At 54.5% G+C, this 12,034-nt stretch carries 19 protein-coding genes; all 19 read left to right on the top strand.

Annotated features, from left to right (window positions below; all coding sequences use genetic code 11):
• The first annotated feature begins 125 nt into the window (after nt 1-125).
• The 19 genes from CMQ96_RS07155 (at nt 126) to CMQ96_RS07075 (ending at nt 12,024) form a co-directional block, all read left to right on the top strand.
• On the top strand, nt 126-389 hold the full coding sequence (locus CMQ96_RS07155) for a DUF4752 family protein (protein ID WP_080876469.1): 264 nt from the start codon (nt 126-128) through the stop codon (nt 387-389).
• The gene (locus CMQ96_RS07150) at nt 382-771 is read left to right on the top strand and encodes a hypothetical protein (protein WP_098066462.1); all 390 of its coding nucleotides are present in this window, start codon (nt 382-384) and stop codon (nt 769-771) included. The genes CMQ96_RS07155 and CMQ96_RS07150 overlap by 8 nt, the downstream gene beginning before the upstream one ends.
• A 2-nt stretch (nt 772-773) precedes the next feature.
• Complete coding sequence (locus CMQ96_RS07145; RefSeq protein WP_098066460.1) at nt 774-1,046, top strand: hypothetical protein; 273 nt, start codon at nt 774-776, stop codon at nt 1,044-1,046.
• Complete coding sequence (locus tag CMQ96_RS07140) at nt 1,043-1,639, top strand: DUF551 domain-containing protein (protein ID WP_098066458.1); 597 nt, start codon at nt 1,043-1,045, stop codon at nt 1,637-1,639. The genes CMQ96_RS07145 and CMQ96_RS07140 overlap by 4 nt, the downstream gene beginning before the upstream one ends.
• Nucleotides 1,639-1,779, top strand: a complete 141-nt coding sequence (locus tag CMQ96_RS28625; protein WP_176518980.1) for a hypothetical protein — start codon at nt 1,639-1,641, stop codon at nt 1,777-1,779. Before CMQ96_RS07140 ends, CMQ96_RS28625 begins: the two co-directional genes overlap by 1 nt.
• Before the next feature lie 163 nt (nt 1,780-1,942).
• Nucleotides 1,943-2,539, top strand: coding sequence for a DUF1367 family protein (locus CMQ96_RS07135; RefSeq protein ID WP_023283341.1), 597 nt, complete (start codon nt 1,943-1,945; stop codon nt 2,537-2,539).
• Nucleotides 2,540-2,544: 5 nt separating this feature from the next.
• Nucleotides 2,545-2,715 (top strand): NinE family protein, encoded by a 171-nt coding sequence (locus tag CMQ96_RS07130; protein ID WP_098066564.1) that lies wholly within the window; start codon nt 2,545-2,547, stop codon nt 2,713-2,715.
• Complete coding sequence (locus CMQ96_RS07125; RefSeq protein WP_098066456.1) at nt 2,708-3,346, top strand: recombination protein NinG; 639 nt, start codon at nt 2,708-2,710, stop codon at nt 3,344-3,346. Before CMQ96_RS07130 ends, CMQ96_RS07125 begins: the two co-directional genes overlap by 8 nt.
• Complete coding sequence (locus CMQ96_RS07120; RefSeq protein WP_098066454.1) at nt 3,343-3,567, top strand: protein ninY; 225 nt, start codon at nt 3,343-3,345, stop codon at nt 3,565-3,567. The genes CMQ96_RS07125 and CMQ96_RS07120 overlap by 4 nt, the downstream gene beginning before the upstream one ends.
• Nucleotides 3,564-3,704 carry a YlcG family protein gene (locus CMQ96_RS07115; protein ID WP_032693618.1) on the top strand — a complete coding sequence of 47 codons (141 nt, stop codon included), beginning with the start codon at nt 3,564-3,566 and terminating at the stop codon, nt 3,702-3,704. The genes CMQ96_RS07120 and CMQ96_RS07115 overlap by 4 nt, the downstream gene beginning before the upstream one ends.
• Complete coding sequence (locus tag CMQ96_RS07110; protein ID WP_098066452.1) at nt 3,701-4,510, top strand: antitermination protein; 810 nt, start codon at nt 3,701-3,703, stop codon at nt 4,508-4,510. Before CMQ96_RS07115 ends, CMQ96_RS07110 begins: the two co-directional genes overlap by 4 nt.
• Nucleotides 4,511-5,033: 523 nt before the next feature.
• Nucleotides 5,034-5,378 (top strand): phage holin, lambda family, encoded by a 345-nt coding sequence (locus CMQ96_RS07105; RefSeq protein WP_047724171.1) that lies wholly within the window; start codon nt 5,034-5,036, stop codon nt 5,376-5,378.
• Nucleotides 5,362-5,811: a lysozyme gene (locus CMQ96_RS07100; RefSeq protein ID WP_098066450.1), complete on the top strand. Its 450-nt coding sequence runs from the start codon at nt 5,362-5,364 to the stop codon at nt 5,809-5,811. The genes CMQ96_RS07105 and CMQ96_RS07100 overlap by 17 nt, the downstream gene beginning before the upstream one ends.
• Before the next feature lie 13 nt (nt 5,812-5,824).
• Nucleotides 5,825-6,001, top strand: a complete 177-nt coding sequence (locus tag CMQ96_RS28620; RefSeq protein WP_012967894.1) for a hypothetical protein — start codon at nt 5,825-5,827, stop codon at nt 5,999-6,001.
• Between the two features lie 67 nt (nt 6,002-6,068).
• Nucleotides 6,069-6,809 (top strand): hypothetical protein, encoded by a 741-nt coding sequence (locus CMQ96_RS07095; RefSeq protein ID WP_098066448.1) that lies wholly within the window; start codon nt 6,069-6,071, stop codon nt 6,807-6,809.
• A gap of 3 nt (nt 6,810-6,812) precedes the next feature.
• Nucleotides 6,813-8,144: a terminase large subunit domain-containing protein gene (locus CMQ96_RS07090; protein WP_098066446.1), complete on the top strand. Its 1,332-nt coding sequence runs from the start codon at nt 6,813-6,815 to the stop codon at nt 8,142-8,144.
• Between the two features lie 11 nt (nt 8,145-8,155).
• The gene (locus CMQ96_RS07085) at nt 8,156-9,577 is read left to right on the top strand and encodes an anti-CBASS protein Acb1 family protein (protein WP_098066444.1); all 1,422 of its coding nucleotides are present in this window, start codon (nt 8,156-8,158) and stop codon (nt 9,575-9,577) included.
• Nucleotides 9,574-10,395: a hypothetical protein gene (locus CMQ96_RS07080; protein WP_098066442.1), complete on the top strand. Its 822-nt coding sequence runs from the start codon at nt 9,574-9,576 to the stop codon at nt 10,393-10,395. Before CMQ96_RS07085 ends, CMQ96_RS07080 begins: the two co-directional genes overlap by 4 nt.
• A 12-nt stretch (nt 10,396-10,407) precedes the next feature.
• The gene (locus CMQ96_RS07075) at nt 10,408-12,024 is read left to right on the top strand and encodes an NUDIX hydrolase (protein WP_098066439.1); all 1,617 of its coding nucleotides are present in this window, start codon (nt 10,408-10,410) and stop codon (nt 12,022-12,024) included.
• Nucleotides 12,025-12,034: the final 10 nt, after the last annotated feature.

Raw genomic sequence — 12,034 nt, 5'->3', positions numbered from 1 at the left:
TGATCGCAAATTCAGAACAGCACAACGGCGATACGGTTGTTTGTGATTTTGACACGCTTATTTCCGTTTCCGCCGGCGCGCTGCGTGACTACTACGCCAAGCAGCTACGCGAGGGGGGCCGGGAAATGAGCATCGCCACTTATCTCAATACCGGTTTAGCCATTCTTGGATGGGCATACATCATGGTTAAAACAGGCCAGTGGATTACCAAAAATGCTCTGAGGAAGTGGGACAAGCGTCGTAAGGAATCTCGCCGCCAGAAAGCTGTGAATGAGTTTTATGACGCCTTTGAGCTTAACAGCCTGGAACCTGGCTCTACCGTTCGCCTGGCCACTAAAGGCGACCTGACAATCATGATGTTCCGCAGCGAGGGAAAGGCCAATGACTGATATCACCGAACTGGCGCAGAGAGAAAAATTCGAGGCTTGGTTTAAGTCGTCATTTCATCCCGACAAAACCGGGCCATACATCAAAGACCAACTGTATTTCGCCTGGAAAGCGGCTGGCGCTGAGCTGGTAGAGGCGCTGGAGAAGGCGCAGCGATATATCGAAGAATTGCGGGAATGGAATGCGGGTCTGGCGCAGGAGTCATTCGAGCGCCAGCAGCGCATCGCCGAGCTGGAGTCCCGCACCGTCACCGTGAAGCTTCCAGAACCTACAGGGCCAATGTCTGTAGGAGCGCGTACTGTTTACTTCGGAATTGTAGCTGATGTTGTTGGCGCTTTTCAGGATGGACTCAACGCCGCTGGCATCAAGGTGGAGGCTGAGTGACCATGAAAAATTATCTTAGCGATTTAGCCAGCTTGCTGCAGGGCATTGCAGGCATCATTTCAGACGGCGAAAAAGTGCAGAAAGAGTGCCCTAAACATTTGAAGGCAACGCTGCTTGAAGCGGCTCATGCACTGGATGGTCAATCAGTCAGGGTTAATTACCCGCCAACCGGTAAGCCTGAAATCGTAAATGCTCGTGGCAAGCATCGGCAGTTAACTTTGCGGGAAAGAATCGCAATCCGAATTCTGGGCGGAAGAACGGAGATTAGGCCATGACCAGCAAATTAACCATAACCAGAGAGCGCCTGCAGGAAATCGCCGAAGATGGATTCCTGAAGCATGGCGAAAGCAAAATACTGGCCCGTATGGCGCTGGCCGCAATGGACAGCGAGCCGGTGGCGTACATGTGGGACAGCAAAAGAAACGATATTGATGCGCCGGGATTTTACTTCCCAGAGCACCTTTTTTTCGCAGAAAGCAACGTCAAACAGTGGGGCGGGGAAGTTATCCCGCTCTATCGCCACGCGCAGCTAGCGCCGGTAGTTCCAGATCGCATTACGCCAGAAAGCGACATCATATGCAGGGTGAAGCCAGAAGGAATTATCCTGAATAATCGCGAACGTCATATAGCTGCCGAAGTATGGAACGCCTGCCGCGCCGCCATGCTCCAGGCTGGCAACTCTCCGGTAATTCCGGAATGGATTCCGGTAAGCGAGCAGATGCCAAAGCGTGGGGATTATCTTGTTACTGATGGTCGTGATTTCGATGTGCAAACATTTGATGGCGAGCAGTTTATCCCCGGTTTTGTGTGGGATGACGTAATCACCCACTGGATGCCGCTGCCCGCCGCCCCGCAGGAGGCGAAGTAATGCCCAGGCTAACTTTCGTCGTTGAGTTCGAAGATGGCAAAGAGCCGCCGGTACACGCGCACATGGAAGTGTTTGGCGGGAAGGTTGTCGCGGTGGCGTTCCATGATGCGCTGGAAGAGCCAGAAGAGGATGGCGACTGATGCCTAAATCCCCCGCAGAACGCAAATCCTCCAGTTGAAATCAAACCCCTCTCCTGAGGGGTTTTATCGTATATGCTCATTTTGCTTTTATCCCCGTGAAGGGCGATAATTACCTCGTCAGCCTGAGCAACTGACACGATTATCCGGCGCCAAGTGGGGACACATGGCGCAGACACTGCAATTTGAGAAGAGTTATCAAAACGTACTGATTCCCGCAGAGCCGGGAACCAGCGAATACCTGCAACTTATCCCCGTAGGGCAACTGCTTTGCGGTGAGTTCCGCAAGCCCCGGAATTACGCATTCCACAAGAAGTTTTTCAAGCTTCTGACTCTCGGGTATCACTACTGGACGCCTTCCGGTGGCCTCATTGAGCCCGCGGAGCGAACCCTCATATCCGGGTTTATCGACTTCCTTTCATCCGACCTCGATCAGCGCGCTGCGCTCCAGAACGCCTCCGAGATGTATCTCTCATCGGTCGGTATTTCTCGCTCCCGAGATATGGCCCTTCTGAAACACTTCGAATCCTTCCGCGAGTGGGCAACCATTCAGGCTGGCTTTTACGACGAATACCAGATGCCTGACGGTAGCCGTCGTCGTGTCGCAAAGTCGATCTCCTTCGCCAGCATGGACGACAGCCAGTTCAACGGCGTCTACAAATCAGTGCTGAATGTGCTCTGGAACTACATTCTGCGTCGCAAATTCCACTCGCCGGCTGAGGCTGAAAATGCCGCCAGTCAGCTGCTGAGCTTTGCGGGGTGATGGGTATGCAATGTCTTCTCGCCAAAGTAATGGATCGCGGCATCTTCCGCGCTCCCGCTCGCCGCAAGCGCAAGGTCGAAGTTAAGCCTTCCGACATCCCGACACTGAAAGGCTATACCGCCCGCCTGGTCGATAAGAAGTGGCTCTGCCTGAAAGCAAGGAGGCCACATGCGTAAACCAGCACGCCGTAAATGCGCTCACTGCCGCGAATGGTTCCATCCTACCCGGGATGGACAGGTAGTTTGCTGCTTTGAATGCGCCAGCGCGATCGCCAAAAAACAGACAGCAAAAGCCCGTGAATCGGCTAAGGCCAGGGCGGTGAAGCTACAGCGCGAATCCGAGAAGGAGGGGCGCCAGCGTCGCCGGGCCAAGCGCGAGTCATTCATGACAAAGGCCCAATGGGATAAAGAGGCTCAGTCAGCCTTTAACCGGTACATTCGCATTCGTGATGAAGGTAAGCCCTGCGCCAGTTGCGGCAATCCACTCATCGGCAAAAGTAACTACCTGACCGGCAGCGCCATTGATGCCAGCCATTACCGTTCCCGCGGTGCAGCGTCGCACCTGAAGTTCAACGTATTCAATGTCCACTCCGCCTGTACCCGATGCAACCGGCAGTTGAGCGGTAACGCTGTTGAGTACCGGATTCACCTTATTGATCGCATTGGCCAGGACCGCGTAGAGCGCCTTGAGGCTGATAACGAGCCGCGCCGGTTCGATATTCCCTACCTGCAGCGCATCAAATCCATATTCACCCGCAGAGCCCGCGCGCTGGAGAAGCGCCGCGCCCGCCATCAGGAGGCCGCATGAGCAAAATCCAATACCCAATGTCCACTGCTGCTGTTTTTGATGACGTGGTCTATCCCATCCACCTGAACGGACCGCATCAGATAGAGAGCGAGGTTATGGGCGCAATCAGATGGTTCTGTCGGTGGAACAACGAGGAAATGGCCGTCGTTAAGGCATATGTGTTGTTTAGCTGCTGGGGCCTTTACCTGACGTATGACCAGCTTATGGCGGAGGCCAAATGAGCCGTGACGTTATCGAACGCATCCGCGACCGCTGGATAAAGCTCCGTCTTTTACGCAGCAGCGGCACCGTGCTGGTTGACTACCGCATCCTCAAGAATTTCGTTCGCATCTATCAGACCTTGGGAGAGACAGCATGAATCTCGAATCTATCGCCAAATACTTCGCGCCTAAATCACCAATGCTGAGCGACTCGCCACGGGCTACTGCATCTGATGGTCTAACCGGCACTGACATCATGGCCGCTCTTGGGCTGGTAAATGCCAAGTGCGGATTCGGCTTCGACCTCTATCTGGCAAAGATCGGGGTAAGTACACCTGACCGAGCAATGGAGCTACTTTATGAATCAGCAGAGCGACTATCAATCCGCTTTAACATCGTTTCAGAACTCAGCCATGACGTTCGCAAAAGAGTTCTCGAAGTTCTGTGTGCTTTTGCATACCAGGATTACACACGAAGTGCTGCCAGCGTTAGAAAATGCTCTTGCTGCGTTGGGACTGGCTTCACAGAGTCTCAGGTTTTCACCAACAAATGCTCATATCCGTGGGGTAAGCCGCCTTATTGGGCAAAGATGTCCCGCGCGGTTCTCCCAAGTCACTGGGAGCGCTGGATCGAAGCCCGCGAGATTGTCAAAGTTAAATGCTCAACCTGTAACGGAAAGGGTGTTATCAGCAATTCGTGTCGCTGCAATGGGAAAGGAAAGGTACTGGATAAGGAGGCCAGCGAGCGCATTGGGATACCGGTAATGAAAGTATGCGAACGCTGTAGCGGAAGAGGTTATGCGCGCATGAAGTTTTCGACGGTGCTGGAAGGGGTAAGGGCCGTGACTGACATTAAGAAAACGGTAGCTTATGAGCAGCTGCAACCGTTCTTCGAGGAGCTGGTATCCGAATGTCACAAACAGGAATCATACGCTGATGTCATTCTCTCTCGGGTGACTAAATAATGAGTATTTTCTATAAAAAAGATTTTTTTTGGAAAATAGATATTGCAATTGCCGGAAAAACTGGTTAGATTAATCTCTAACGCTGGGAATCCGTTCAGTCGTTCCGAGGCGAAAAAAATTCAAGCCCGAGGTTAACGCCTTGGGCTTTTTTATGTCCGCAATCCGGTCAGGGCTCTTGAGTGAATGCGTGCCGCACTACACGTTGAAGCTCATACGCGAGAGCTCTGAGCCAGATTGCTGATTTAGCTCAGCAGTGCCAGATAATGGGCTGACCTGATGACGGGCTCATAATCCAATCCATCAGGGGCGCTGCTGTAACAGCGCCAAAGTCCACCATATCCCCTGCCTTGGGACCCTTACGGCTACCGCGCCGTCATTTTTACCCTTGGTATTCCTTCCCGCCTTGAGCGGGTTTTTTATTTGTGCCGCCAGAACGTCATTCACTCTGTGCTTTGTCGTAAATCCATCTGGCGGCCTTTCCTCACTTCACACAGCACCCGCTAACTACGCGAGGTGAGAGACTATGAAAATGCACAACGATCCCCATTCATGGCCTGACTTTCTGGAGTTGCTGCATAGTTGGTGGCGCGGAGATACGCCGCTGGGAGCTGTGCTGCTTTCTGTAATCATGGCTGGGCTACGCATCGCCTACGGTGGCGGAGGCTGGAAAAAGATGCTTCTTGAGGGCCTTCTCTGCGGCGCACTGACATTAACTGTCGCGTCTGGCCTTGAGTATCTGTCAATTCCCAAAAACCTATCGGTAGGCATCGGCGGTGGCATCGGCTTTATTGGCGTTGAACAGTTCCGAAAGCTGATTATCAACATCATTAATATTCGCTTCGGAGGTGGCAATGCAGATAAGCAATAAGGGCATCGCGCTGATTAAGGGGTTCGAAGGCTGTCGATTAACCGCATACCCGGACCCGGGAACTGGCGGTGACCCATGGACTATCGGCTTTGGCTGGACCGGCAAGGTCGACGGTAGGCCCATCAAGCCCGGCATGAAGATTGACGATGCGACAGCGGATCGCCTGCTTCGTACTGGCATCGTGAGCTTCGACCTGGCAGTAAGCAAGATGCTAAAAGTTTCCGTAACTCAGAATCAGTACGACGCGCTTGTGTCGCTGGCCTACAACATCGGAACCCGTGCGCTATCCAGCTCAACGCTGATGAAAAAGCTGAATTCAGGGGATGTGAAAGGCGCGGCTGATGAGTTCCTTCGCTGGAATAAATCAGGCGGCAAATCCATGCCTGGACTAACCAATCGCCGCAAGGCAGAGAGAGAAGTATTTTTATCGTGAATACGGGGAACCTATGAACTATCTCATCAACCGGCTGAAAGAGCCGTCAACCTGGCGCGGCATCATCCTGGTCATTGCTGGCGTATTTGGCTATCAGATGCCTCCGGGCATTCAGGAAACCGTCATTGCTGGCGGTGTGGCGCTGGCTGGCGTTGTTGGTGCGGTGATGCCGGACAGCGTTAAGAAATGATCGCGCGATAGGCATTACAGAGCCACTTCAAGAGGTGGCTCGATAATGTCACAACGAGGTAAGGACCATGGCAAAACCGGACTGGGGAGCACTGCAACACCAGTTCCTCGCCGAGCATGCCAAAACAGGAATATCCCCGAAAGACTGGTGCGCAGCGCAGGGACTGAATTACTCATCTGCGAAACGCTATATCAAAGTCACGACTTACGGTGCGAATTCGCAAAAAAAAAGTGCGAATAAATCTGCGAATTCGCAGAAGGAGAAAGGCGGGGCCAGTAAAAACGGGAAGGTGAAAAAATCCGCCAGTGAAACAGGCCACCGCGCAAAATCTCCAGAAACGAAACCGATACGCGGATCGCGCACTGCGCCGCCGACGAACGCTTTCCAGCCTGGCAACCAGAATGCATTAAAGCATGGTGGCTACGGCCGCCGGATGCTGCTCTCTGATGCCATCACCGAAGATGCCCAGATGCTCACGCTCGACGATGAGCTTTTCTGGCTACGGGCGGCGAGCCTGACAGCCGCGGAGAATATCGGACGCTGGCAGACAGAGCTGGAGATAGCAGACAGCGAGCAGGCCAAAGACCTGCATGACCTCATCTCTCAGGCGCAGAAAGCCATGCATCGCAACACCGCGCGCATTGAGTCGCTGGAGTACACCAAGGCGGCAATCATTAAACAGCGCGTCGATGCTGCTTACCGGGAAGCTGCTACCGAAAAGGTTGAGCTCGAAATCGATGCGCTGAAAGACGGCGACAAGGATACCGCGATCGTCGTGCATAACTCGCTGCCTATCCCGGGAAGATAAATCATGGCCGACATTTACCTACCCACGCTACACGACGGGCAGTTGACGGTCTGGTCTGACTCCTGGCATCACCAGTTGAATGCGGTTCGCTGCGGTCGACGTTGGGGTAAAACCTTCATGCTGTCGAGCGCCGCGGTGACCTATGCGACGTCACAGTTCCGCCGCCCGGGCATGGACATTGAGTTGGGCGGGCGGGTCGGTATCTTCACTGCCGAGTATCGCCAGTACCAGGAGATCTACGACAAGCTGGAAGAAATCCTGCTGCCGCTGAAAAAGAGCTTCAGCCGGCAGGAAAAACGCCTGCTGCTGAAGAACGGTGGGAAGATTGACTTCTGGGTCACCAACGACAACAAACTGGCTGGCCGTGGTCGTGAATACGAAATTATCCTGATCGATGAGGCGGCGTTTACCAAGTCGCCTGAAATGCTGAAGGAGATTTGGCCGAAGTCGATTAAGCCGACGCTGCTGACGACAAAGGGTCGGGCTTACGTGTTCTCAACGCCTGACGGTGTGGACGAAGAGAACTTTTTTTACGCCATCTGCAATAACAAATCCCTGGGATTTATAGAGCATCATGCTCCAACATCCTCTAACCCGTTCGTACCACCCGAAGAACTGGAGAAAGAGCGCGAGAATAACGATCCTCGTGTTTTCCGCCAGGAGTTTCTGGCCGAGTTCGTTGACTGGTCCGCTGCGTCGCTGTTCGACGTCCGAAAATGGTTTGAGGGTGAAAATCAGGATCAGCCTGTCGATTACCCTGAAATGTGTCAGGCCGTATTCGCCGTCATGGACACCGCCGTTAAAGGCGGTACTGAGCACGACGGCACGGCGGTGGTTTACTACGCCGTCGATACCAGGCCCGGCATTCAGCGCCTGACGATACTCGACTGGGATGTAGTGCAGATCGACGGGGCGCTGCTGGAAACGTGGATGCCATCGGTATTCGAGCGCCTCAACGAACTTTCCAGCCAGTGTGTATCCATCAACGGCAGCCTGGGCGTATTCATCGAAGACGCCAGTATGGGCAGCATTCTCCTGCAGAAAGGTGAAAGCCTTGGATGGCCGGTCAACAAAATTGAGTCCGCCCTGACCAGCAAAGGGAAGGACGAGCGCGCCATTATGGCCTCCGGTTATCACTACCGCGGCCTGGCGAAAATATCCCGATACGCCTACGAGAAGACAGCCGTATTCAAGGGCGAAACAGCTAATCATCTGCATAAGCAGGTATCACGATTCCACCTTGCCGATAAGAACGCGCACAAGCGCGCCGACGATTTGCTGGATGATTACACCTACGGGCTGATCATCGCGTTCGGTAGCGGCGACGCAATCTGACGAGAGAACCAATGAACGAAGATGATTTCGAAATCGGCAGCTGCTCTCACTCAGAGTTGATGGCATTGCTGGACAGTGACGACATCCAGCCAGGGTCAACGGCTGGCTATCAGACCTGCAAAACGGTTTACCTCTACCACCCGCTGGGCGGAAAGATGGTGGATCGCCCTATCAAAATGGCGATGAATGAGCCGCGCACCGTACATGTTGCCCAGTCCTATGGACTTGAGCAGCGCCTGCGCGACGCGTTCGAGCGCGAGTGGAAAGCGCTGGGTGCTAACCAGCACATCGCCAATGCCGCGCGCCTCGCCCGAATCTACGGTGTATCAGCGATCGCAATGCTGGTTGATAACCATGCGCCGAATGAATCTCTGGACTACCGCACGCTATACAAGCACAACATCAGCTTCAACATTCTCGACCCGCTGAACACCGCTGGCAGTATCGTGCTGAATCAGGACCCTAATGCCCATGACTTCCAAAAAGTCGACGGCATAAAGGTGGCGGGCAAGCCGTATCACAAATCGCGCTGTGTCGTCGTGCAGAACGAGGATCCGATTTACCTCGCATACAACCCCGCGGCGTTCGGCTTCACCGGGCGCAGCGTTTACCAGCGCGCGCTCTATCCGCTGAAATCTTTCATCCAGACCATGCGCACCGACGACATGGTTGCGGTGAAAGGTGGCCTGCTGGTGACGAAAATCAAGGGGCCAAGCTCCGTCGTCAACAACATGATGCAGAAGCTCAGCGGTATTAAGCGCATGATGCTGAAGCGCGGGAAGACGGGAGAGGTTCTCCAGATCGGCGAGAGCGACGAAATCGAGTCAATCGACCTGAGCAACCTGGAAAAGCCTCTAGACTCTGCACGTAAGCACATTCTGGAGAACGTGGCCGCCGCCGCTGACATGCCGGCGATCATCCTCAACTCGGAGACGTTCGCCCAAGGTTTCGGAGAGGGCACTGAAGATGCCCGCGCCGTAGCGGTGTACATCGACAACATCCGCGAGTGGCTGGACCAGCTTTACGCGTTCTTCATCCGTGTGTGCCAGTACCGCGCCTGGAGCATTGAGTTTTTCCAGTCGCTGCGTGCCGACTTCCCGGAGCTGAAAAACACCCACAGCGTGTATTTCGCGAGCTGGATAAACAACTTCGAATATCGCTGGCCGTCCTCCCTGAAAGAGCCGGAAAGCGAGAAGGTGAAGGTCGACGAGACGCGCTTTAGGGCGATCGTTAGCATGCTGGAGGTAGTGCTTCCGCAGCTCACGGCTGACCCGGAAAACCGCGCGACGCTGATCGAATGGGCGTGTGAAAACGCCAACGCCAATGAGAACCTCTTCCCTCAGAGGCTTAACCTCGATTACGAATCGCTGAAAGAAAACCCACCACCGGAGCCGCCGAAAGCTGAAGAGCCGGGCGGCGGGATGATGCTATGAACACTTTCACCAGAACAGTGAGAGATGCGGTGAAGTTCTTTCTCCGCAACGGCTATTCATCCCGTGAAGAACTGGAACGCTGGCAGGCGATTATCCGCCAGGCAGCCGAAAGCGAAACAGCCGATGACTATATGGCGATGGTCACCCGCAACCTGACGAAAGCATACGATCTGCAGGTGGGCCGTGCTGGCGCGCTGAAGCGTCACCCGGGCATATCCCGGTTTACGCTCAACTACCTTGAGCCGAAGATGAGGACGGAGCTAGACAGGAGGATCCTCGCCAGTGCCGACCTTATCCAGCTCAACCGCAAAAAAGCCATCGACACTACCCTGTCTCGTTTTAGCGGATGGGCCAGCAGCATACCCTCTGCCGATAGTATTGCGCTGACCGGTATTCAGGGAACGATGCGGGAGACGGCAGACCACATTCAGAAGGCTGCCGAGAAGGTGGACTATGAAGCGCGGCGCGTGATGATTGACCAAAACCATAAACTGATAGCCAACATCGACAACGTGATCGCAACCAGCAACAACGCGATTGCTGCCGAGTGGCATAGCCACTGGCGCCAGGCAGGGTACGACTACCGGGAAGACCACAAGGAACGGGATAAGCTGGTCTATCTCATCCGCGGAAACTGGGCGCAAAAAAATGGATACGTCAAGGCTGGCCCCGCCGGCTATCTCGACGCAATCACGCAGCCCGGTGAAGAGGTTTTCTGCCGGTGCCACGTCACCTATCTGTATAACCTCCGCAGCATTCCAGAGGACATGCTAACCCAGAAGGGCCGCAAGTTTCTGGAGTCCATGAAAGCAGCATAGGAGCATTGAAACGTGTCTATTTTTGGCAGCGGGATAATGTTCCGTCAGGGGAAATTCGTCTTCCTGATCCAGCGCTCGGATGATGGCACATGGTGCCAGCCGGGCGGGACGATAGAGCCGGGAGAGTTAGCCATAGACGCCGCGCGGCGCGAGGTGCTGGAGGAGACTGGCTATCAGTACGATGGCTTGCTCACACCGCATAGCGTACACGGTGACTATCTGACCTACCGCGCCGACGTGCCGGAGCAGTTCGAAGCGAAGTTAAACGACGAATCTCTGGCCGCCGGATGGTTCCATATTGACGATTTGCCTAAGCCGCTTCATCAGCCATTCGCTGAAATGCTGGCGCAGCAGGCGCTCAATGAAACCGACGTGGCCGCGCTCATCGCTGACGGAACGCTCAGCAGCCCGCAATATTTTTACAACATGTGGATGTTCGCCATCCGAGTGACCGGAACAGGAGTTACCTGGCGATCTGCAGATCAGGAGATGACCTTCCGTAACCCGGACGATTATCTCACCCCTGAATTTCTCCAGCGGGTAGCTGGCGTCCCGCTTATCTGGCTTCACCCCGAAAAAAGAACACTTGATAGTGACGAGTTCTCAAGGCGCGTTATTGGCACCCTGACAAATGCCTGGGTTGCCGATAAGGGCGAAGTGTGGGCCGTTGCGCGTGTGTACGACGCCGAAGCTGCTGAAATTATGGCAACAAGGCAATTGAGCACCTCGCCTACTGTGAAGTTCTCAGAGGTTGCTCAATCAATCATTGTCGACGGTCAGCCTCTATTGGTGGAGCCATCCCCCGAGTTGCTCGACCACGTTGCAATTTGTGAACAGGGCGTATGGGACAAGCTCCTTAACCCCACCGGTGTTAAATCTGATTCCATTCCCAAAGAGGCTGAAAAGATGGACGAGGAAAAAATCGTAGCGCTGATTAATAAGGCGATCGATGCACGTTTGGCTAAGGCTGATTCAGAAGCAGCAGATCTGAAAGCCAAAGCTGATGCTGATGAAGCCGCCAAGAAAGAAAAGGCGGACGCAGAGGATGAAGAGGCGGAAGAGGCAAAAGCCAAGGCCGGCGCGGAAGAAAAAGCCGCGAAGGAAAAAGCTGACGCTGAAGCCAAAGAAAAGGCAGATGCCGAAGCGGCTGAGAAAATGGCAAAAGAAAAGGCCGACTCTCAACTGCGCCAGGAAATCGCCGAGCTTCGCTCCCGCATTCCTACCGAACTGAGCGACGAAGAGCGCAACGAAGTTGCTGAAGCGCAGGTGAAAGCCGATAGCGTCTTCTCCAGCTTTGGCAAGCGCGCCCCGATCCCGCTGTCCGGTGAAAAACCGATGGCGTATCGCCGCCGGCTGATGATTCAACTGCAGGAGCATTCGCCGGACTTTAAAGCCGTCGATCTCTCTGCTATCGCTGACTCTCAACTGCTGAGCGCGGCTGAAAAGCACATCTACGCCGACGCCCAGAAGGCGGCCAGCCTGTCGGTTGGCCCGGGCATGCTGCGCGAGATTAAGCGCAAGGATGCTACCGGTCGTGAGATTAGTACCTTTGAAGGCGATCCGTCCGTCACCTGGGCGCCGTTCCAGTCTGGCAAGCGTCAGGTCACCAGTTTCAACAACCAGGCTTAACGGGAGCTCT

The sequence above is a fragment of the Klebsiella sp. MBT K-1 genome (assembly GCF_002556465.1).
In the GTDB taxonomy this organism is placed as follows: domain Bacteria; phylum Pseudomonadota; class Gammaproteobacteria; order Enterobacterales; family Enterobacteriaceae; genus Klebsiella; species Klebsiella grimontii.
The sequence above is the reverse complement of the archived record's forward strand: the minus strand, read 5'-3'. Positions and strand labels throughout refer to the sequence as shown.